17 protein-coding genes are annotated in these 22584 nt (G+C 58.5%); 4 read left to right on the forward strand and 13 right to left on the reverse strand.

Translation table 11 applies throughout. The features are described 5' to 3' along the window. Positions 1 to 178: 178 nt before the first annotated feature. The 3 genes from AO242_RS06020 to AO242_RS06030 all read left to right on the forward strand — a co-directional run bounded on the left by AO242_RS06020 (position 179) and on the right by AO242_RS06030 (position 3299). A complete protein-coding gene (locus tag AO242_RS06020; protein ID WP_176560576.1) occupies positions 179 to 2308 on the forward strand; it encodes a putative bifunctional diguanylate cyclase/phosphodiesterase in 2130 nt (709 codons plus the stop codon). Between the two features lie 51 nt (positions 2309 to 2359). Then, positions 2360 to 2854, forward strand: a complete 495-nt coding sequence (locus AO242_RS06025) for a M48 metallopeptidase family protein (RefSeq protein WP_231666288.1) — start codon at positions 2360 to 2362, stop codon at positions 2852 to 2854. A gap of 148 nt (positions 2855 to 3002) precedes the next feature. Further along, on the forward strand, positions 3003 to 3299 hold the full coding sequence (locus tag AO242_RS06030) for a winged helix-turn-helix domain-containing protein (protein ID WP_099268054.1): 297 nt from the start codon (positions 3003 to 3005) through the stop codon (positions 3297 to 3299). A 3-nt stretch (positions 3300 to 3302) separates the two neighbouring features. Here the strand turns inward: AO242_RS06030 and AO242_RS06035 are convergent, their stop codons facing one another. Then, positions 3303 to 3761: a GNAT family N-acetyltransferase gene (locus tag AO242_RS06035; protein WP_095092431.1), complete on the reverse strand. Its 459-nt coding sequence runs from the start codon at positions 3759 to 3761 to the stop codon at positions 3303 to 3305. Positions 3762 to 4028: 267 nt separating this feature from the next. On the opposite strand from AO242_RS06035, the gene AO242_RS06040 reads away from it, so the two are divergent. Then, entirely contained in the window at positions 4029 to 4766 is a 738-nt protein-coding gene (locus AO242_RS06040) for a substrate-binding periplasmic protein (RefSeq protein WP_099268089.1), read from the forward strand. On the opposite strand, the gene yccS is transcribed toward AO242_RS06040, so the two are convergent. From yccS to AO242_RS06105, 12 genes are all read right to left on the reverse strand, one after another. Further along, entirely contained in the window at positions 4747 to 6948 is a 2202-nt protein-coding gene (gene yccS / locus AO242_RS06045; protein ID WP_099268055.1) for a YccS family putative transporter, read from the reverse strand. The two genes, AO242_RS06040 and yccS, sit on opposite strands and share 20 nt — an antisense overlap. Positions 6949 to 7276: 328 nt before the next feature. After that, positions 7277 to 8455 carry an NAD(P)/FAD-dependent oxidoreductase gene (locus AO242_RS06055; protein WP_099268056.1) on the reverse strand — a complete coding sequence of 393 codons (1179 nt, stop codon included), beginning with the start codon at positions 8453 to 8455 and terminating at the stop codon, positions 7277 to 7279. Positions 8456 to 8561: 106 nt separating this feature from the next. Continuing rightward, on the reverse strand, positions 8562 to 9941 hold the full coding sequence (gene dbpA, locus AO242_RS06060; protein ID WP_099268057.1) for an ATP-dependent RNA helicase DbpA: 1380 nt from the start codon (positions 9939 to 9941) through the stop codon (positions 8562 to 8564). 164 nt (positions 9942 to 10105) lie between these two features. Next, complete coding sequence (gene mdtD, locus AO242_RS06065; protein ID WP_099268058.1) at positions 10106 to 11524, reverse strand: multidrug transporter subunit MdtD; 1419 nt, start codon at positions 11522 to 11524, stop codon at positions 10106 to 10108. Between the two features lie 213 nt (positions 11525 to 11737). Next, positions 11738 to 13063: a TldD/PmbA family protein gene (locus AO242_RS06070; protein ID WP_099268059.1), complete on the reverse strand. Its 1326-nt coding sequence runs from the start codon at positions 13061 to 13063 to the stop codon at positions 11738 to 11740. After that, on the reverse strand, positions 13063 to 14505 hold the full coding sequence (locus AO242_RS06075) for a TldD/PmbA family protein (RefSeq protein WP_099268060.1): 1443 nt from the start codon (positions 14503 to 14505) through the stop codon (positions 13063 to 13065). Before AO242_RS06075 ends, AO242_RS06070 begins: the two co-directional genes overlap by 1 nt. A 362-nt stretch (positions 14506 to 14867) precedes the next feature. Beyond that, complete coding sequence (gene betA, locus AO242_RS06080) at positions 14868 to 16571, reverse strand: choline dehydrogenase (protein ID WP_099268061.1); 1704 nt, start codon at positions 16569 to 16571, stop codon at positions 14868 to 14870. 195 nt (positions 16572 to 16766) lie between these two features. Then, positions 16767 to 18239, reverse strand: coding sequence for a betaine-aldehyde dehydrogenase (gene betB, locus AO242_RS06085; protein ID WP_099268062.1), 1473 nt, complete (start codon positions 18237 to 18239; stop codon positions 16767 to 16769). A gap of 114 nt (positions 18240 to 18353) precedes the next feature. Beyond that, positions 18354 to 18947: a transcriptional regulator BetI gene (betI, locus tag AO242_RS06090; RefSeq protein ID WP_027898231.1), complete on the reverse strand. Its 594-nt coding sequence runs from the start codon at positions 18945 to 18947 to the stop codon at positions 18354 to 18356. A gap of 213 nt (positions 18948 to 19160) precedes the next feature. Further along, positions 19161 to 20339, reverse strand: coding sequence for a choline ABC transporter ATP-binding protein (gene choV, locus AO242_RS06095; RefSeq protein ID WP_027899606.1), 1179 nt, complete (start codon positions 20337 to 20339; stop codon positions 19161 to 19163). After that, positions 20336 to 21181 carry a choline ABC transporter permease subunit gene (choW, locus tag AO242_RS06100; RefSeq protein WP_027899605.1) on the reverse strand — a complete coding sequence of 282 codons (846 nt, stop codon included), beginning with the start codon at positions 21179 to 21181 and terminating at the stop codon, positions 20336 to 20338. The genes choV and choW overlap by 4 nt, the downstream gene beginning before the upstream one ends. A gap of 67 nt (positions 21182 to 21248) precedes the next feature. After that, positions 21249 to 22196 (reverse strand): choline ABC transporter substrate-binding protein, encoded by a 948-nt coding sequence (locus AO242_RS06105; protein ID WP_027899604.1) that lies wholly within the window; start codon positions 22194 to 22196, stop codon positions 21249 to 21251. Positions 22197 to 22584 lie beyond the last annotated feature (388 nt).

Genomic DNA, 22584 nt, shown 5'->3' on the forward strand with positions numbered 1-22584 from the left:
TTGGCTGTAGGGCCTGCGCCGTGTGGCCTGTAGGAGACGACCGTTAGTCGGTTAAATGTGAACTTTAGTGAGGGCGGTCACAAAGCTATCTTCAGTTTCCGTCAGAGCCGACTAGAGTTACGCGATTGGAAATCTAAAACGACTGTCCCTGGATGTCGTGCCACATAAGAGAAGTTGCATGGAATGCGCGCAAACCAAGCCGAGTGATGGCTGTTCTGTTTTGTTGGTGGTGGATGACTATCCAGAGAACCTGGTGACTATGCGTGCGGTGCTGCAAAGGCAGGACTGGTGCATTGTCACGGCGAGCTCGGGGATCGAGGCGTTGACAGTGCTTCTGGAGCGCGAAGTTGATCTGGTCCTGCTCGATGTTCAGATGCCCGGGATGGATGGTTTCGAAGTTGCCCGCTTGATGCGCGGCAGCCAGCGAACGCGGCTGACCCCGATTATTTTCCTGACTGCCAACGAGCAATCTCAGGATGCTGTGCATCGCGGCTACGCCAGTGGCGCGATTGATTACCTCTTCAAACCGTTTGATCCCAACGTTCTCAGGCCCAAGGTTCAGGTGTTGCTGGAGCAACAGCAGAATCAGCGCGCCCTGCAGCGAATTTCCCGAGAGCTGGAATCTGCCAGAGCCTTTAACGCTTCGGTACTGGATAACATTGATGAAGGCATTCTGGTCGTCAACGAGGCCGGGCTGATCAACTTCGCCAACCCTGCAATCTGTCGCCTGTTGGGTGCCAGTGCCGAGACACTGGGCGGGACCAGCGTGATTGATTACCTGATTGAACCGGAGGTCGTCGATTGGGCGCAATCCGGGTTCTATCGCCATTATCGCAATGCCGAAATCTATCGCCTGCACGATGCGGTTTTGCGGACCAGTGAAGGCCGGAAACTGCCGGTGGCATTGTCCTGCGCGCCATTGCCGGCCGAGCAGAAATCCATGGTGTTCAGCATTCTGGACATGTCGGTGGTGCGCGATCTTTATCAGCAACTGGAGCAACAAGCGGTTACCGATGCCTTGACCGGATTGCTCAACAGGCGCGGCTTCTACCAGGCGGTCGAAGGCTTATTGTTGCGCAATGACCAGCCGGGCCGCTTCCTGGTGCTGTTGTATCTGGATCTGGACGGTTTCAAACGGGTCAACGATTCCCTTGGCCACGACGCCGGGGATCAGGTACTGCTTTGGGTGTCCCAGCAACTCAAGGACTGCATGCGGCCCTACGACGTTCTGGCCCGCATGGGTGGTGATGAATTCACTGTGGTCATCGACGGCCTGGACTTCCCCGAGCAGGCCGCCAAAGTAGCGGAGAAACTCATCGAGCGGGTTTCTGTTCGCAGGCAGATCGATGGTCTGGACGTCACGCTGGGTGCCAGTATTGGTATCGCGACCTTCCCGGACTGTGGCTCCAATCTTGACGGGCTGCTACGCGCCGCAGACATCGCCATGTACGAGGCGAAGCGCGCAGGTCGTCAGCAGTATCGCTTCTACGATCAGGAAATGAACGGTCGCGCCCGCTCTAGGCTGATGCTTGAAGACAGCGTGCGTACCGCCATCGATGGTCACGATTTCTCTATGGTCTATCAGCCTCAGGTTTCTATTGCCGATGGGCGATTGCGAGGTTTCGAGGCATTGTTGCGCTGGCAGCATCCGAGCGCTGGTGATGTACCGCCGGGCGTGTTCATTCCTCTGCTTGAAGAGACCCGCTTGATCAACAAGCTCGGCGGCTGGATATTCGAGCAGGGTGCCGAACATCGTGGCCGCTGCATTGATGTCTTCGACGATGATCTGGTGCTGAGTATCAGTGTCAGCCCTACCCAGTTCTGCATGCCTAACCTTGCCGCCGAGTTGCGCCGCGCCATGCAGCGCTATGACCTAAAGCCGGGGCAACTTGAAGTCGAGCTCACCGAGGCGTCGTTGGTGCAAAATCTGGCGCACAGCCGTAATCAGATCCGTCACTTGCATGACATTGGCGTAAGTGTTGCGCTGGATGATTTCGGTGTAGGCGAGTGTTCACTGGCTCATTTGCGCAATCTGGACATCGACACCCTGAAGATCGACCGGCATTTTATCGCCGGTATGCTCACCACACCGCGCGATACCGCAGTGGCGCGCAGCATCATTGACCTATGTCGTAACCTGAACGTGCTGGTGATCGCCGAAGGTGTCGAGACCCTTGAGCAATATCAGTGGCTGGCCGACAACGGTTGTCAGTTGATTCAGGGTTATCTGGTAGCGCGACCGATGTTGGCCGATGAGGCATTGAGCTTTCCGAAGGTGTTTGACTGGGAGAGCCTAAAACACCATTGAGTTGTACACTGGCGCCTTTTCAGATCTGCGTTACGGCTCATGACTGCATCGGTGACTGCTCCACTCAAATACCTTCAGGCCTATCCGGCAGCACTTCAGGATCAGGTCCGGCAGCTCATCGCCATGAACAAACTGGGCGACTACCTGCAGCAGCGCTACCCTGAGCGTCATGACGTGCAAAGTGACAAGGCGTTGTACGCCTACGCGCTGGGGCTCAAGCAGGAATACCTGCGCAATGCGCCGAACATCGACAAGGTGCTGTTCGATAACCGCCTCGATCTGACTCATCGCGCATTGGGCCTGCACACGACTATTTCACGGGTGCAGGGCGGCAAGCTCAAAGCCAAGAAGGAAATCCGTGTCGCCTCGCTCTTCAAGGAAGCGCCCCCGGAATTCCTGAAGATGATCGTCGTACACGAGCTGGCGCACTTCAAGGAATCGGACCACAACAAGGCGTTCTACAAACTGTGCGAGCACATGCAGCCCGGCTATCACCAGCTGGAGTTCGATCTGCGGGTTTATCTGACCTGGCGGGATATGCAGTAGCACCCAGAGTCAACTCAATCCGGTAGGACCGGCTTCAGCCGGGAGGGCGTCGGAACATTTGCTAAACCTTCTTCGCCAGAAATACTGCCCTCCCGGCTAAAGCCGGTCCTACGGGTGTTTGAGGTATCAAATATTGAAAGGCTACCCAATGGACGTCAGCAAAACCAAATCCAGCTTCTATCGCCGCCTGTACGTGGCGTATCTGATCGACAGCGAACTGGCCAGTAACGTCCCGGCATTGGTCGACGCGACGGGCATGCCACGTCGTACCGCGCAGGACACGATTGCTGCGTTGGCGGATCTGGATATCGAGTGTGAGTTCGAGCAGCTCGATGGCGCCCGCAATCACGCCGGGCAATACCGGATACGTGATTGGGGTGCGATCGACAAAAACTGGATTGCGGGCAATCTGGCACAGATCAAGGCAGTACTCGGTTACCCCTGAGGCTTACTCGAGATCGCGGCGCATCCCGATGTGGGGAATTTCGTCCTCCAGATACACATCGCCCACCGGCTCGAAGCCGTAACGGGCGTAATAGCCCTGCAAGTGCGCCTGAGCTGACAGATAGATCGGCTGGTCGGGCCAGGTTTTCTCTGCGTTTTCCAGCGCCTGCTCCATCAGCTCATGACCAATGCCACGGCTGCGTATCGAGGGTGCCGTCACAACGCGGCCAATGGTCACGTCACCACCTTGCTGGATAGGATCGAGCAAGCGCAAATAGGCAACCAGCCTGTCTTCCTGCCAAGCCATCAAATGGCAGGTATCACCCATCAGATCCTGGCCGTCGACATCCAGATAAACGCATTGCTGCTCGACCACGAACACCTCCGCGCGTAATTGCAGGATGGCGTAAAGCTGCTCCTTGCTCAGATCGGTGTGGTGTTTGCAGATCCAGTTAATTGGCATGTCACTGACTCGGTGAAGAAACGTTGAGCGAATACTAACTCATCCGGTCAGATACCCAATGAAACCCTGCAACGAATAGCCTGTGAATGTTTCGTGCGGGTTGCCGATAACCCTTCAAGGGTTTTTGCGGAGCGCCGCACGTAATGTCATCTGAACGTGAGTTGTGAAAAGGGCTTTATGCAGCTTCAATGAGGCTACATGCCATCACCGGTTTTCCCGGTCATTGGCTGCAATTATCCGGGCGTTGCCCGTCTCAGGGAGATGAGCATGTCGTGTGTGCTTCGAGCCATAGCTTTGCTGGGATTGCTGTTGATGGCTCAGGCCAGCGCAGACGAGAGATTGCGCTTGGTGGCCGATGCCTGGCCGCCTTTTACGGACGCTTCATTACTCAATAATGGCCTGGCAAGTGATCTGGTCAGCACCGCATTGCAACGTGCCGGATACAGCACCGAGTACGAACAGGTGCCATGGGCGCGCGCGTTGCTCGGGGTCGAGGAGGGGCGTTATGACGTGCTGATCAACGCCTGGTTCAGCGAAGAGCGCACCCGCATCGGTGACTTCTCGGAGGAGTACTTGCTCAATCGCGTTCGCTTCCTCAAGCGCGCCCGCTCCAGCGTGCAGTTTCAGGATCTGAGCCAGTTGTACGAGCGGCCCATTGCAGTCGTCAGGGGCTACAGCTATTCCGCCGAGTTCGATAACGACGATCTGCTGGAAAAGGTGCCGGTGAACAACTTTTCCATGGCGCTGCGCATGGTCGTGGCGGGGCGTGTTGATCTGGCCGTGGAAGACGAATATGTCGCGCGTTATTACCTGGCGGCCGAGCCCCAGAGCACCCGTGACAAGTTGCAGTTTCTGCCTAAATCACTGAGCGAAAACAGCCTGCATATTCTGGTCAGTCACAAGAACCCGAAACATCAGGGGATCGTTGCTGACTTCAATCGGGAAATTGCCGCCATGAAAGCCGATGGCAGCTACGCGGAAATCTTCAAGCGACATGGTCTGTAGTAACAGGCTCCGGCACCTTGATCAAATGCGCCGCCAAGGTCCGCAACGGCCCCAGTTGACGGCAGATCAGCGCCAGTTGGGTCTGCACCAAGCGTTGACTTTCATCCAGCTCATCAGGCATTTGCTCAAGTTCAGTGGCCAGCGCCTCTTCAGTGTCGCTGTGAATCGCCACCGGCTGCTTCTCGGCGAGGCCTTGGGCGATTTCATCGATACTGGCCGCCAGCGTCGTACCCGCGCCGTTGATCAAGTGCTCGTGGACTTCGGCCGGTAGCTGCGTTTCACGGTGCGCGCCCAGCCCTGACAGATAGCTCAACAAGGTGTGCGAGAGCACCAGAAAACGAAAACCTACGTCTGCTTCCTTACGGAAATGGCCTGGTTCCATCAGCATGTTGGCCAGTGTGGTGGACAGCGCTGCGTCGGCGTTGTGGGCGTTACGTCGGGCTAGGCGATAAGCCAGGTCGTCGCTCTTGCCTTTGGCATATTGCTGCATGATCTGGCGCAGATAAATGCTGTTGCAGGTCAGAGTATTGGCAAGCACTTTGTTCAGCCTTCGACCTTGCCAGTCCGGCAGGAACAGGAACACCGCAAGCCCTGCGATCAGGCTGCCCAGCAGGGTATCGAACAGGCGTGGCAGGAACAGCCCATAGCCGTCGCCGACCTGATTGAAGCAGAACAACACCATGATGGTGATTGCCGCCGTAGAGAGCGTGTAACGCGTGGTGCGATTGACGAAGAACACCACGCCCGCCAGCACCGCACACATCGATTGCAGGATCGGGCTGGTGACCAGATCAAACAGCGCCCAGCCGATGGTCAGGCCAATGGCGGTGCCAATGATTCGCTGGCCCAGCTTGCGGCGTGTTGCGCCGTAACTTGGCTGGCAGACAAACACCGTGGTGAGGATGATCCAGTAGCCTTGCGACGGATGAATCAAATGCACCATTGCGTAGCCGACTACCAGCGCCAGCGGCAGGCGTAAAGCATGGCGGAACAGTAAGGACGTCGGGGTCATTTGCAGGCGCAGTCGGGTCCAGGCGTCCTTGAAGGTCCGCGGCGAGCGGTCCAGCAGGGAGCTGTCGGTCGCGTCGGCCACGGCATCGGGATTGCTGGCATCGCTGAGCAGCCTGTCCAGGGTTTCCAGATTGTTCGCCAACGCACGCAGCGAGCGCAGCAGGCCGCGCCATGCCGGGTTGCTCTGAATGCGCAAATGCTCCAGCGAGGCGCGCAAGTCTTCCATCGCATAGGCGAAGCTGTCGTTGTAGACGAATGGCTGACGTAGCTGGATCGACTCTGACAAGGCCTGACAGGCCGAGCCCTGCTGCCGCAGGAGGCGCTGACAGCGGAATAGAACGTCGCTGTGGAAAAAGGCTTCGGCCAGTGAGTTGTAAGGGTAGTGCGATGAACTGGCGCGCTCGTGGATGTCCTGAGCGATGAAATACAGCTTCAGGTAACGGCTGACTTTCGAACCGGGCCGACCGTTGCCCACCCGATGCAGAATGATTTCCTTGGTGGCGTTCAGTGCCGCCACGACCCGACCGTTTTGCTGGGCCAGTTCCAGACGGCGAGCTTCGACGTCCAGTTGGCGAATCGGCTCGAAGAGGCTCGACTTCAATTTCAAGTACTGACCCAGTTCGCGAAACAGCCGCGCCAGGGCCTGTTGCACCGGCTGGTTGGAAAACAGCATTTGCCACAACACCGACAGCAAGCCATACCACGCTGCGCCCGCGACCAGCAGCATCGGTTCGTGCCAGAAGTCCAGCACTTCGCCGCCCCGCTGATCGACGCCAATCATGGTGTAAACGGAGAGAATCAAAGTGCCGTAGGCAATCGCGCTATAACGCTCGCCCAGCGCGCCGAGCATGGTCAGCGCAAAACTGGCAATCGCCAGTGATATGGCAAAGATCCACGGATAAGGAAACAACAACTCAACGGCCATGGCGGCAATGCTGAAACACACCAGCGTCACCGCCAGTGCGTTGAGACGGCCTTGCCAGCTGTCATCGGTCTCGGCCAGGGCGCAGGCGATAATTCCCAGAAACAGCGGAATCAGCAAGCCCATTTCATTCTGATACCAGCACAGCGCCATGCTGCCGGTCAGCGCAATGAAGACGCGAACGCTGTAACTGAACTTATCCAGCGCCCACAGACGGCGGAAGGTATGACGAAGAGATTTCGATGCCATAAAGGAGCTGTTTCACGATTGATCAATGCTGAACTGGATATGTACAGGCCTTGGCCGCATCTGTACATCCGGTTGGCGAGATTTATTAGGTGAAGGGGCGCGCCATCTGCGTCGTAGGACCGGCTTTAGCCGGGAGGAGGCCGGTACAGCCGCAAAATTTCTTTGACTGGAATGACGCCCTCCCGGCTAAAGCCGGTCCTACGAGATAGCGTAGATCCTGTGGGCGCGAGGCTTGCCCGCGAATCAGTCGACGCGGTTTTGCAGACACACCGCGTTATCGTTCTTCGCGGGCAAGCCTCGCTCCAACGGAATGGGTATTAATCGGTCATTAAACAAACTGCGCAGCCGCATACCCCGAGGCCCAGGCCCACTGGAAGTTGAAGCCGCCCAGATGACCGCTGACGTCCAGCACCTCACCGATAAAATACAGCCCCGGTGACTTCAGGGATTCCATCGTCTTGGAGGACACTTCCCGCGTATCGATCCCGCCCAGCGTTACCTCTGCGGTGCGATAGCCTTCCGTCCCGGCCGGTACAACCTGCCAGGACGCCAGCTTTGTCGCGATGTCGGCCAGTTCGGCATGGGTGTATTGCTTCATAGGCTTGGACACAAACCACTGCTCGGCAATCAAGTTGGCCATCTTCTTGGTGAAGATCTCCCCCAGCAGGGTTTTCAATTCGCTGTTGGGCCGCTCGGCTTGTTGCTCGTTTAGCCAGCTCGGGACATCGTGGTCGGGCAGCAGATTGATTTCCACCGCGTCACCGGGATGCCAGAACGAAGAAATCTGCAAAATCGCCGGGCCGCTGAGACCACGGTGGGTGAACAGGATGTTTTCGCGGAAGCTCGTGTCGTTGCAACTGACCAGGCAATCCACCGACGTGCCGGACAGCTCGGTGCACAGCTCTTTGAGCTGGTCGGTGATGGTGAACGGCACCAGCCCGGCGCGCGTTGGCAGCAAGGTATGGCCGAACTGCTTGCCTACCTGATAACCAAAGCCTGTCGCGCCCAAGGTCGGGATCGACAGCCCGCCGGTGGCGATGACCAGCGATTCACAGTTGATCGTGCCCAGTGTCGTGGTCAGCGTATAACCCGTTTCGGTTTTCTCGATCTGCTGCACGGACGTGTCCATGTGCAGGCTGGCACCGGCCTGTTTGCATTCGTCGAGGAGCATTTCGAGGATGTCGCTGGACTTGTTGTCGCAGAACAACTGCCCGAGCTTTTTCTCGTGATACGGCACGCCGTGTTTGCCCACCAGCCCGATGAAATCCCACTGGGTGTAACGCGCCAGCGCCGATTTGCAGAAGTGCGGGTTCTGCGAGAGGAAGTTGCTCGGCTCGGTGTACATGTTGGTGAAATTACAGCGCCCACCACCGGACATGAGGATTTTCTTGCCGGGCTTGTTGGCATGATCGATCAGCATCACCTTGCGGCCACGGCCAGCAGCGGTGAGCGCGCACATCAAACCTGCGGCGCCAGCGCCAATGATCACAACGTCAGTAACGGGCAAAGCGATTTCCTCGGGTGTCTGAAGTGACGCCTCGCGGCTAAAGCCGCTCCTACGGGTACATCGTCTCCCGTAGGAGCGGCTTTAGCCGCGAGGTTTTGTGATGAGCTTACAAAATCCGGACGCGCAGCGATTTGCCTTTGATCTTGCCGTTGTTCAAGCGCTCCAGCGCTTGCTTGGCGACGCTGCGTTCAACGGCCACATAGGCCTGGAAATCAAAGATCGCGATCTTGCCCACCTGGGCACCCGGAATACCGGCTTCGCCCGTCAGTGCCCCCAGAATGTCGCCCGGACGCAGCTTGTCCTTGCGGCCCGAACCGATGCACAGCGTGCTCATGGTCGGGATCAGTTGCGAGCCGCCAGCGTTCTTCAGGCTGTCGAGCTGTTCCCAGCGCAACGAAGCTTTCTGGAGTTCTTCAATGGCGCGCGCGCGCTGGCTTTCCGATGGGGCGACAAGGCTGACCGCAACACCTTTTTCACCCGCACGACCGGTACGGCCGACGCGGTGAATGTGCATTTCCGAATCACGCGCCAGTTCGACGTTGATCACCATGTCCAGCGCATCAATGTCCAGACCACGGGCTGCAACGTCAGTCGCAACCAGCACCGACGTACTGCGGTTGGCGAACATCGCCAGCACCTGATCGCGGTCACGCTGTTCCAGGTCGCCATGCAGGCCGACGGCGGAAATACCTTTGGCAGTCAGGTGATCGACCACTTCCTGGCACTGCTGCTTGGTGAAGCAGAAGGCAACGCAGGATTGCGGACGGAAATGACCGAGGACTTTCACGACGGCGTCGAGACGATCTTCCGGGGAAATTTCGTAGAAAATCTGCTCGATCTGGCTGTCAGCATGCAGCGCTTCGACCTTGACGGTCTGCGGGTCGCGCATGAACTTGGACGACAGCTGCTTGATGCCCACCGGGTAAGTTGCGGAGAACAGCAGGGTCTGACGCTTCTTCGGAGTCTGCTCGATGATGTCGGCGATGGCGTCGTAGAAGCCCATGTCCAGCATGCGGTCGGCTTCATCGAGGATCAGCGTGTTCAGGCCATCCAGCACCAGCGAGCCTTTGCGCAAGTGCTGCTGAATACGACCCGGCGTGCCAACGATGATGTGCGCGCCGTGCTCCAGCGAGCCGATCTGCGGGCCAAAGGGCACGCCGCCACACAGGGTCAGGACCTTTATGTTGTCTTCCGAGCGGGCCAGACGACGGATTTCCTTGGCGACCTGGTCAGCCAGTTCACGGGTCGGGCACAGCACCAGCGCCTGACAGCCGAAATAGCGCGGGTTGATCGGGTTAAGCAGGCCGATACCGAACGCAGCGGTCTTGCCGCTACCGGTTTTGGCCTGAGCGATCAGGTCCATACCCTTGAGAATCACCGGCAGGCTCTGCGCCTGAATCGGCGTCATTTCGGCATAACCAAGGGACTCCAGGTTAGCCAACATGGGGGCGGACAGGGGCAAAGTATTGAAAGCGGTGTTAGTCACGGTAAAGAGCCTGCAAAACAAAATGTCGCGCAGTGTATCAGGTCACGTGGCCATCAGGCGCGCTCCCGCCGGGTGGCAGTAATGCAATCCCGGGTAGGAGCGAACTTGTTCGCGAGGGATGGATCGGCTTACGCAGGGCAGACGTCTCGCGAACAAGTTCGCTCCTACCGGTCAGGTTGGGCCTTGGCTTTCACCTCACGCGACGGCAACTGCAGAAATATCCCCGCCGCCAGCATCGCCATCACCCCTACGGTCAGGAAGGTCAGCTGGAACGCGCCCAGCACGCTGCTCACTTCGCCGGTCGATACCTGTTCGGTAAAGCCGCCCAGCAACGCTGCCGCGCACGCCACGCCGAAGCTCAGGGATAACTGCGCCACCACCGACAGTAAGCTGTTGCCGCTGGCGGCGCTTGCGTCATCCAGATCGATCAGAGTGACGGTGTTCATCGCGGTGAATTGCAACGAGTTCACCGCGCCCAGCAGACCCAGATGTACCAGCAGTAACCAGTAAGGCGTTTGCGCGTCCACAAGGGCGATGCTCGACAGCAGAATCCCCAGCATCAACGTGTTGCCAGTGAGGATCATTCGATAACCCAGCCGCTCGATCAGCCAGCGGGCCACCGACTTGGCGAACATCGCGGCAGCGGCCAGCGGCAGCATGCTCATCCCCGCTTGTGACGGCGAATAACCCAGCGCCACTTGCAGCAACAGGGGCATGAGAAACGGCAGGGCTCCGCTGCCCAGTCGGGCGAACAGGTTGCCGAGAATGCCTACCGCGAAGGTACGGGTGCGAAACAGTGAGGGCGAGAAGAGTGGCGACTCCACGTGCCCGGCGCGCAGCCAATACGCGGCCAGACAACCGAAGCCTGCGAACAACAGCAGCACCACCCGCAAGTGCGGCAGATGCAATTCGCCAAGGCCCTCCAGGGCAATCGTGATCAACACCATCGACGAGCCAAACAGCGCGAAGCCGATACCGTCAAACTTCGTACGTCCGCCGCCGGGCAGGTCAGGGATGAAATGGTGCACCGCCCAGCAACCGAGGATGCCTACCGGAATGTTGATCAGGAAGATCCAGTGCCAGCTCATGTATTCAACCATCCAGCCGCCCATGGTCGGACCCATCAGCGGGCCCAGCAGGCCGGGCAGGGTGATGAAGCTCATGATCCTCACCAGCTCGGAACGTGGGTAGGCGCGTAATACGATCAAGCGTCCGATGGGCAGCATCAGCGCGCCGCCCAGACCTTGAATAATCCGTGCGCCCACCAGCATGCCCAATGAGTTGGAAATGGCGCACAGCAGCGAGCCAAAGCTGAAGAGCAGGATCGCACTGAAGAAAATCTGCTTGATACCAAACCGGTCAGCGATCCAGCCTGAGGCAGGAATCAACAAGGCGATGGTCAGCATGTAAGCGATGACCACCGATTGCATGCGCAGCGGATCTTCTGCGAGCGAGCGCGCCATGGAGGGCAGCGCGGTATTGAGAATCGTGCCGTCCAGGCTCTGCATGAAGAACGCGATAGCGACTACCCAAGGCAGCCAGCGCAGGGTTTTTTCATCCAGAAGCGGGGTTGTGGTCGGCATGTGGGTCCTCTGTTGTCGGAAACGATCCTAGGGCTGATCAATGTTGCCTGTGAGAGCAGGCCAAGCTCTGCTCTCACAGGGGCGCGCTATCTTGTAGGACCGGCTTTAGCCGGGAGGGCTGATCAACAGGCGCCGACAAGCTTTCGTCTGTTTGGACCTCCTCCCGGCTAAAGCCGGTCCTACGAGGTCGCGGGGTGCGCGATGACGGCGGTGTTACAGCGTCAACGTCAACTTGCTGATTAACGCACCGGGTAGCTGGCTGGAAGCTGTCTGGCGCTCACTATAGGTACTTGTGGACAGAATCAGTTCCCGCTCTTTAGTCAAATCTTCCAGTGCGCTGCCCAGCAGGCTGTAGGCGCTGTCGTCAAAACGCATGGTGCTGACTGGCGCCTGGATCTTGCCGTCTTCGACCCAGAACGTCGCAAAGCGCGTCATGCCGGTCAGGCGCGCAGCAGGCTGGTCGGAGTAGTTCAAGTACCAGAGGTTGCCGATGTACAGCCCGGTGCCGATCTTCTCCAGAACCTGCTCCAGTTCCAGGCTACCTGCCGCCATGCTCAGCGAGTTCGGCGCTTCCCAGGGCTCCGCGCCGTTGGCCGTCAAGCCATATTCGGCCGCACTGGCAGAACCTACCAACTGATCGACGCCTTTGCCTTCACGAATCAACGTCAGGTCCCGACGTGGATAGCCTTCGCCGGAAAACGCAGGCGACAATGAACCGCTGACCTGCTCGTCGAGGCTCACCAGCGGGCTGAACTGAGCATCGCCGCTGTACAGCCGTTGCAGCGGGCTGGTTTTATTCGCCAGCGACTGCGCAGAGAAACCGCCCCAACACAGCATGCCCATGATTTCATCCATGGCGGCCGGAGCCAGATACGCACGGTATTGACCCGGCGCGAGGGTTTTCAGAGGTCTGCCGAGAAGATCCAGTTGCTCACGAGCCAGCTCGAAACGACGCGCGAAACCTTCGTCGCTCCAGTCATGCCCCGCATAGTTGGCTTTGACCGCCTGACCGTTTTCGTGAAACAGACTCCAGTCGAAATTGAAGCTGTTCGCCTCATGCCAGCCAAACGCGCCCCATGAACTGGCGAAACCGCGATACAGCGGACCCGCGGCATAGAACCCGACCAGATCAAGACCTTCACCAAGCTCAGCAATTTGACCGACCACATGCTCACTGTCCGGCAAGGGCACGTCTTGAACATTGGTGCTTTGCCAGGCTTCGGTGTTGGGTTTGAGGTACGGATCTTTCGGCAACAGCGCCACGGTTTCCCGTAACTGCTGCAGTGCCTCGCTCAAACGCTGACGATCCAGTTGACCGTCGCCGTTGAGGGTCAGTTGCAAGTCGGCGTGGCGCTCGTCGTCGATCAGTTTGAGGGTCACGCTGGCCTGCTGCACGTGGCCGACCTGACGCACCTTGGCGTGATTGAAACGGATGAAGTCCGACTCCTCGGCGTTGTAGACGAGGGTGAAGCGTTCTTGATCGCTGATGGCGCCGTTGAGCGTTGCGATCAGTGCCTGAAACTGCTGTTGATGCGACATCAGGCATCCCCTCCGAATACATCGACTTGCTTGAACACACAGGCGGGCGAGGCATGGCCCACGCGTACCACTTGATTGGGTTCGCCTTTGCCGCAGTTGGGCGTGCCCAACACTTTGAAGGTGCTGGCGTCGCCCACGGCGCTGAGGTTTTTCCAGAACTGCGCGGAAATCGCCCGGTAATTCGGGTTCTTCACCACGCCCTTGAGCTCGCCGTTCTCGATCAACTGGCCCCACTCACAACCGAACTGGAATTTGTTGCGCGCGTCGTCGATGGACCACGAGCGGTTGGTGGACATCAGCACGCCGTGCTCGATGTTGCCGATCAACTGGTCGAGGGACTTATCCCCAGGCTCGATGTTGAGGTTGGCCATACGATCAATCGGCGGACGATTCCAGTTGCACGCGCGGCTGTTGGCAACGCCTGGCAAGTCAGCGCGGTATTGCGACAGTGCGCCGCCCAACGGTCTTTCCAGCACACCTTTGCGAATCAGGAACTGCTTGCTGGCGGGCGTGCCGTCGTCGTCATGGCTGTAGCTCGCCAACTGCTCGGGGATGTCCGGGTCGAAGGTCACGTTGAGCAATTCAGAACCGTATTGCAGATGGCCGAAATCACTGGCTTTGACGAAGCTGGTGCCAGCGTAATTGCGCTCGTCACCGAGGATGCGGTCCAACTCCAGCGGGTGGCCGATGGACTCATGGATTTGCAGAATCATCTGGTCGGGCGTCAACAGAAGGTCGCGAGGGCCGTTAGGTGTGTTGGGAGCCATGATCAGTTGCAGTGCCTGGTCGGCGACTTTGCTGGCCGCGCCTACCAGTCCGCAGTTGGCGATCACCTCAGCGCCGCCTTGCTGGCCGAAGTTGTCCCGGCCCAGGCTGCGGGTCTGGCTGTCACTGCCGTCATAGGCGGTGACGGTCATGCCCGGATAGACAAAACGCTGCGCCCGACGAATCTGTGCGCCTGCGTTGTTCAGGTAAATCTGCTCGACGTTTTCCAGACCCAGCGTGACTTGCCAGTTCACCAGTCGCTCGTCTTTGGGCACGGCGCCGGATTCGCTCATCAGCAGCTGCAGGCAATCGCTCAGGGGCGGGAAGGCGTCCTGCAAATGTGGCGACAAGTAGTCAGCCTGCGCGGTCGCAACGGGCTGATCGCTGAGGTTCAGAAGTGCGTGAGGGGCGAGCCTGCGGGCGTGGGCTTCGGCCTGTTCCAGGGCGGCTTGCAGACCCCGTTGGGAAATATCCCGGGTTGCGGCGTAAGCTTCGACGCCATTGAGGCGCACGGTCAGCATCGCGCCTTCGTCGGAACTCAAATGCGGCGGTTCCGCGACGTTCTTGCGCACGCACAGGTGCTGGCTGGTCTGGCGGACGTAACGCACGGAAAAGAACTGGGCGCGGCTCTGCAAGGCGGTAAACCGCTGCTTGAGCTGAGCGGAAAAATCGAACATGCAGAATCATCCTTGTTCGGGTGGAGCGGGGGATTTGGGCGTTGTTGCGGCTCGCGGCTGAAGCCGCTCCTACGGGTTCTGCATTCGTCGTAGGAGCGGCTTCAGCCGCGAGCCGCAACAATGCAGGATGGCGCTAGATTAGGCCTGTGGCCATGTCGGGATCAAGCGCGGGGAAGGGCGATGTTGTGGGAGCTGAGCTTGCTCGCGATAAGGCTGACGCGGTTCACACTTCAGATCGCGGCGTTCTTATCGCGGGCAAGCCCAGCTCCCACAGGTTCTGAGCCATCCAGTGGGATCGGCTGCGGTGTCACTGAGTTTCATGGGGAGACATGGAGTCTCCCACAAGTAACGTATTTCAGGTTTTACTGCGCAGTACGGCTCACTTCCCGCACCGGCTTGCCACGTGCTGGCTTGTCACCTGCTACGAAGTAGTCCGCAGTGCTGCGAGGCAGTGGCGCGCGGCCACGGATCTTGTCGGCGATTTTCTCAGCGATCATGATCGTTGGTGCATTCAGGTTGCCGGTGGTAATCAGCGGCATGATCGACGCATCAACGACGCGCAGGCTCTGCATGCCATGCACGCGACCTTCGCCATCGACCACGGCCATTTCATCGTTGCCCATTTTGCACGAGCAGGATGGGTGATATGCCGTCTCGGCGTGTTCACGGATGAACGTGTCGAGGTCTTCATCGGACTGAACTTCAATGCCGGGGCTGATTTCGCGGCCACGGTATTGATCAAGTGCAGGCTGCTGCATGATTTCCCGGGTCAGGCGAATGCCGTCACGGAATTCCTGCCAGTCCTGCTCGCTGGCCATGTAGTTGAACAGGATGCTCGGGTAGTCACGCGGGTTCTTCGATTTGACCTGCACACGACCGCGACTTGGCGAACGCATGGAGCCTACGTGAGCCTGGAAACCATGCTCCTGAACGCCCTTGGTGCCGTTGTAGTTAATCGCTACCGGCAGAAAGTGGTACTGAATATTCGGCCATTCGAATTCTTCGCTGGAACGGATGAAACCGCCCGCTTCGAACTGGTTGCTGGCGCCGATGCCGGTGCCGAGGAACATCCACTCTGCACCAATGGCAGGCTGGTTCCACCACTGCAGCGATGGGTACAGCGACACTGGCTGAGTGCACGCATATTGCAGGTACATTTCCAAGTGATCCTGAAGATTCTGACCGACGCCCGGCAGGTCATGAACCACAGGGATATCCAGCGCGTTCAGGACTTCAGCCGGGCCTACGCCGGAGCGTTGCAGAATCTGAGGCGAAGCAATTGCGCCGCTGCACAGCAAGACTTCTTTACGCGCTTTAGCTTCGATGCGTGCATCGCTGTCGCCGACCAGGTAGCTCACGCCCACGGCTTTCTTGCCGTCGAACAGGATTCGATCAGTCAGCGCGTGAGTGACGATGGTCAGGGTCGAACGCTTCTTGGCTTCATCCAGATAACCGCGAGCGGTGCTGGCGCGGCGGCCTTTAGGCGTTACGGTGCGGTCCATTGGACCAAAGCCTTCCTGCTGATAGCCGTTGAGGTCATCGGTGCGCGGGTAACCGGCTTGCACACCGGCTTCTACCATGGCGTGGAACAGTGGATTGTTGCCGGCTTTTGGCGTGGTTACACTGACCGGACCGTCGCCGCCATGGTAGTCGTTGGCGCCGATGTCACGAGTTTCTGCCTTGCGGAAATACGGCAGGCAGTCAGCGTAGGTCCAGTCTTCGAGACCCGGGTTCTTCGCCCAGCCATCGTAGTCCATCGCGTTGCCGCGGATGTAGCACATGCCGTTGATCAGCGAAGAGCCGCCGAGGCCTTTGCCGCGACCGCATTCCATACGACGACCGCCCATGTGTGGCTCTGGATCGGTTTCGTAGGCCCAGTTGTAGCGACGGCCCTGAAGCGGGAATGCCAGAGCAGCCGGCATTTGTGTACGGAAATCCAGACGATAGTCCGGGCCACCGGCTTCCAGCAGCAGAACGGTGACGCCTGCGTCCTCGGTGAGACGGGCTGCCAAGGTGTTACCGGCCGAACCTGCGCCGATGATGATGTAATCGAATTCCTGGGACATTACTGCACCCTCTGAAAAAATGTTTGACGTTTACGCGGTCCCGGTAGGAGCGAACTTGTTCGCGATCGGCTGCGCAGCAGTCGCAAAAGGTGGTGAACACACCACCGCAGGAAAGTCGTTCCGACTTTATCGCGAACAAGTTCGCTCCTACCGATTCTCGGGCGGCTACTGAATCGCCGCCCGATGGGAGCGCTCCTAGAACACCGAAGCGTAATCGCCCAACTCAACCTGAACGGACTTGATCCGCGTGTACTGCGCCAGCGAGCTGATGCCGTTTTCGCGACCTACACCGGACTGCTTGTAGCCGCCCACCGGCATTTTTGCGTCGGACTCGCCCCAGGCGTTGATCCAGCAAATGCCGGCTTCAAGCTGGTGAATCACGCGGTGAGCGCGGTTCAGGTCTTTGGTGACGATGCCTGCCGCCAGACCGAAATCAGTGTCGTTGGCGCGGCGGATGACTTCTTCTTCATTGTCATAACCCAGGATGCTCATCACCGGGCCGAAGATTTCTTCCTGGACGATTTTCATGTCGTCAGTGCAATCAGTGAAAACCGTTGGCGCGACATAAGCGCCCTTGGCCAGTTCACCTTCGGTCAGTCGCTCGCCACCGGCCAGCAGGCGTGCGCCTTGCTCTTTGCCGGAAGCGATGTAGCCCAGTACGTTTTCCATGTGGGCGAAGCTGACCAGCGGGCCGAAATTGGTATTTTCGTCTTCCGGGTCACCGACACGGATGCGCTTCACGCGCTCCAGGATTTTTGCTTCAAACGCGCTCTTCAACGCGTTGGGTACGAAGACCCTAGTGCCGTTGGTGCAGACCTGGCCGGAGCTGTAGAAGTTGGCCATCATCGCAACGTCGGCAGCGCGATCCAGATCGGCGTCGTCGAAGATGATCAGCGGCGATTTGCCGCCCAGTTCCATGGTCACTTCTTTCAGGGACGAACCCGAAGCGCTGGCCATGACTTTCTTGCCGGTTTGCACGCCGCCGGTGAACGAGATTTTCTCGATGCGCGGGTGCTCGGTCAGCCAGCTGCCGACTTCAGCGCCGGTGCCTGGCAGTACGTTGAACACGCCATCCGGCACGCCTGCCTCGGTGTAGATTTCGGCCAGCTTCAAGGTGGTCAGCGAAGTGACTTCGCTCGGCTTGAAGATCATCGCATTACCGGCAGCCAGTGCCGGAGCGGACTTCCACAAAGCGATCTGGATCGGGTAGTTCCAGGCGCCGATACCGGCAACCACGCCCAACGGCTCGCGGCGGGTGTAAACGAACGAGGAAGTGCGCAGCGGAATCTGCTCGCCTTCGATGGCGGGTACCAGGCCTGCGTAATATTCCAGCACATCGGCACCGGTCACGATGTCGACGTATTTGGTTTCGGAGAAGGCTTTGCCGGTGTCCAGGGTTTCCAGTGCAGCCAGCTCATCGTTGCGTTCGCGCAGGATATCCACGGCACGGCGCAGGATGCGTGAGCGCTCCATGGCGGTCATTTCGGCCCAGATCTTCTGGCCTTTTTCGGCGCTGACCACGGCGCGTTCAACGTCTTCTTTCGAGGCGCGCTGGACCTGAGCCAAAAGCTCACCGTTGGCCGGGTTGATGGCGTCGAAGGTCGCATTGCTGGTGGCGTCTACATAGCCGCCGTGGATGTAAAGTTTTTGCTGTTCGAAACGGGCCATAAAGTCCTCGCAAATTCAGAGTGGCTGGCGATGACTGACGTCAGGTTGCCGTGTCGGATTGGGCAACGCCGTGTTGCAGTCGTTCGGTGCTCGCCTCATCAAATGTGAAACGTTTCAGCTCACCGCTTTCGCCAGTTGGAAATCCATGTATTCGTAGGCAATCTGCAGCGCCTGATCGGTGTCGAACTCATCGCCCGATAGCGCGCCGCGTAGCCATAAACCGTCGATCAGTGCCGCGAGACCGCGGGCCGCGCTACGCGCTTGCTCCGGTGCCAGTACGCGGCGGAACTGACAGCACAGGTTCGAATACAGGCGGTGATCGTTGATCCGCTGCAACCTGTGCAATGACGGGTGATGCATGCTGGTAGCCCAGAAGGCCAGCCAGGTTTTCATTGCCGGGCCGTTGACCTGGCTGGCGTCGAAGTTGCCCTCGATGATCACTTGCAGATGCGCCCTTGGGCTGTCATCGGTGAGTGCGTGACGACGTTCACGTACGTTCACGATCAAGGCATTCATCAGGTGGCGCATGGTGGCTGCGATCAGGCCGTTCTTGTCCTGAAAGTAGTGGCTGATGATGCCGTTCGAGACGCCTGCCAGACGAGCAATCAGCGCAATGCTGGCGTCGCCCATACCGACTTGATCGACCGCAGTAAGCGTGGCCTGGATCAACTGCTGACGGCGTATGGGTTGCATACCGACCTTGGGCATTCACTAAATCTCCTGATTCGCCTGACTGATCGCTCTGCCCTGAAAAGGCTCAGCCAGTCTAAAGATTTTTTATTGAACGTTCAATCAATAAAAAATGATGGGCGTGTTTAGCCCTGTTGGAGCGAGGCTTGCCCGCGAATCAGTCGCCACGGTATGCCTGGCACACCGCGTCATCGTTCTTCGCGGGCAAGCCTCGCTCCAACAGATTTGCTCTCAGCCTAGATTCTTGCCGAGCAACGCGTGATACAGCTCGCTATCTCCCAGAATCCCGACCACCTGGTTGCCATCCTGCAGCACCAGCTTGTTACCCGTCTGATAACGAATCTGCAGGGCGTCGCGCATGCCGATGTTGGAGTGCACCAGCGTCGGTTTGCGGTCCAGGGTGTCCATCGGTTGGCCCGGTGCCCAGTTTTGCAGGTCGAGTTGACCGGCACCCTGGCGTGCACCTTTGATGGTGTTGCCTTCGGCCAGTTCGAGCCACGAATCCACGCTTGGGTCCAGACACACCGAGCCATTGACCCGGGTGCAGTTATCCAGCGTGCGCATGAGGCTGCGGCCGCACAGCACGTTGAGCGGGTTGGTGTGGGCGACGAAGGTACGCACGTACTCATCGGCAGGGTTGAGCACGATCTGCTCCGGCACGCTGTACTGCACGATGCGCCCGTCTTTCATGATCGCGATCCGGCTGCCCAGCTTGAGCGCTTCGTCCAGATCGTGGCTGACGAACACGATAGTTTTATTCAGCTTGCTCTGCAGGGCCAGCAGCTCATCCTGCAAGCCTTGGCGGATCAGCGGGTCGAGGGCCGAAAACGGCTCGTCCATCAACAGAATGTCGGCATCCATTGCCAGCGCACGGGCCAGGCCAACGCGTTGCTGCATGCCGCCAGAGAGTTCGTCGGGCTTCTTGTTGCGCCACTGGGTCAGGCCAACCAGTTCGAGTTTTTCGTCCACCAGCTTGCGGCGTTCTTTCTCGGGTCGGCCCTGCATTTCCAGACCAAAGCTGATGTTCTCGCGCACCGTCAGCCAAGGCATCAGGGCGAACTTCTGGAAGACCATGGCGATGCGTTTGGTGCGCATCAGTTTCAGCTCTGCCGGTGTGCAGTTAGCGATGTTGATTTGCGAGCCTTCGTGCTCGACATACAGTGCGCCACGGCTCACGGTGTTGAGGCCGTTGATGCAGCGCAGCAGGCTGGATTTGCCCGAACCGGACAGGCCCATCAATACACAGATTTCGCCTTTCTCGATGTCCAGGCTGGCTTTTTCGACACCGACGATCAGGCCGGTTTTCTTCAGGATCTGATCACGGGTCAAGCCTTCATCCAGCAGCTTGAGTGCCTCGCGAGGATCATTGGCAAAGATAACGTCGACGTTATCGAATTTGATAATGCTCATGCGTCAGCCCTCACTTTTGCTTCGGGTTGTTTGCAGATACGGTCGAGCATGATTGCCAGCAATACGATCGCCAGGCCTGCTTCGAAGCCTTGGGAGATGTCAGCAGTATTCAATGCGTTGACCACGGGTTTGCCCAGCCCATCGGCGCCCACCAGTGCGGCAATCACCACCATCGACAACGACAGCATGATGCACTGGGTAATACCGGCGGCGATGCTAGGCATGGCGTAAGGCAGTTCGATACGCGTCAGCAGTTGACGACGCGACGAGCCAAAGGCTTTACCGGCATCGAGCAATTCATGGGGTACATCACGGATACCCAGATACGTCAGGCGGATCGGCGCAGCAATGGCGAAGACCACCGTTGAAATCAGACCGGGCACTACGCCCAGGCCGAACAGCGTCAGGGTAGGGATCAGGTAAACAAAGGTCGGTACGGTTTGCATCAAATCCAGCACCGGTCGCATCACGGTGTAGAACATTGGTTTGTGCGCGGCAACAATGCCCAGCGGCACGCCGATGATGACGCAGACGAAGGTCGCGAACAGCACTTGTGCCAGGGTCTCCAGGGTTTGATCCCAGTAGCCCAGATTGAGGATCAGCAGAAACGACGCGACGACGAACGCGGTCAGGCCCCATTTGCGCTGGATGAAGTGCGCTAGGAGGGCGATCAGGCCGATCAGCACGAAGGGGTTGAACCAAGTCAGCGCAAACGTCAGGCCGTGGATCATGGTTTCAAGCGATGACGCGATTGCATCGAAAGTGCTGGCGCCGTGTTGGGTCAGCCAGTCTACGAAGGCCGCGATGTACTCGCCTAAGGGGATTTTATGATCTGTCAGCATGGTATCGATTGTCCGCTTGCGGGGGGAAAGGGGGACAACAGGCGGGCGTACCCGCCTGCCTGTCTGCTTACTTTGTCAGCTTGGCTTTTGCTGCCTCCAGGCCAGGCTTGCCGTCGATGGTGGTCACGCCAGCCAGCCAGGTATCGAGCACTTGCGGGTTGGCTTTGAGCCAGGCTTTGGCGGCGGCGTCAGGCTTCTGCTTGTCGTCCAGAACCTTGCCCATCAGCGTGCTTTCCATGTCGAGGGTGAACGACAGGTTTTTCAGCAGTTGGCCAACGTTGCTGCATTCCTGGGCGTAGCCCTTGCGGGTGTTGGTGAAGATGGTGGCCTGACCGAAGTTAGGACCAAAATACTCGTCGCCACCCGTCAGGTACTTCATCTTGAAACGGTTGTTCATCGGGTGCGGCTCCCAGCCCAGGAAGACCACGGCGGTCTTGCGGCGTTGGGCGCGGTCAACCTGGGAGAGCATGCCTGCTTCGCTGGATTCAACGACTTTGAAACCGGCGTCTTTCAGGCCGAAAGCATTCTTGTCGATCATGCTCTGGATCAGACGATTGCCGTCGTTGCCAGGCTCGATGCCATAGATTTTGCCGTCCAGTTCTTTCTTGAACTTGGCAATATCGGCGAAATCTTTCAGGCCTTTGTTATATAGCTCTTCAGGGACGGCGAGGGTGTATTTGGCGCCCTCGAGGTTGGCGCGAATGGTCTCGACGGTGCCTGCATCACGATAAGGCTTGATGTCGTTTTCCATGGTCGGCATCCAGTTGCCAAGGAACACGTCCATGTTCTTGCCATCGGCCAGGGACTTGTAGGTCACGGGCACGGAAATCATCGTGGTTTTGGTTTTGTAGCCGAGGGATTCGAGAACGGCGCTGGTGACGGCGGTGGTGACAGTGATGTCTGTCCAGCCGACATCCGAAAAGTTGACCGTACTGCACTGCTCGGGCTCGGCGGCTTGCGCCAGCATTGGTAAGCCCAGCGCAACAGCCAGTAGCAACGATTTAGAACCTTTCATATATGGACTCCCTTGGTGTTTTTTTCTCGTCATCAGCTTCGCGAGCTGACACGGTTGGTGTTTTTTTCGGCTGAAGTACAAGGCGTTTGATCAAGGCTCTTCCACTGCGCTGGCGAACGAGTCGATACCGATCATGTAACAGCAAAAATCAAACGCCTACAGGGGGCGTCGTAACCAGTACACAGGGCGTCGTATCCAGTGTCGGTGACGTCGCTTACAGGTTTTTTCCATGCCGTAAGGTCTCTTTTGCCGCGCAAACGCAGCTAAAACCGGCATAAGCCATCGCACCGGGACTCAGGGAATCACGGGCGACGTTGGTGGGGATGTGCGTGTCGTTACGGGGTGCCACAGGCGTTGCAAATGCCTGATGATGTGCGCACCACGGCAG

The sequence above is a fragment of the Pseudomonas sp. ICMP 561 genome (assembly GCF_002699985.1).
Taxonomy (GTDB): Bacteria; Pseudomonadota; Gammaproteobacteria; order Pseudomonadales; family Pseudomonadaceae; genus Aquipseudomonas; species Aquipseudomonas quasicaspiana.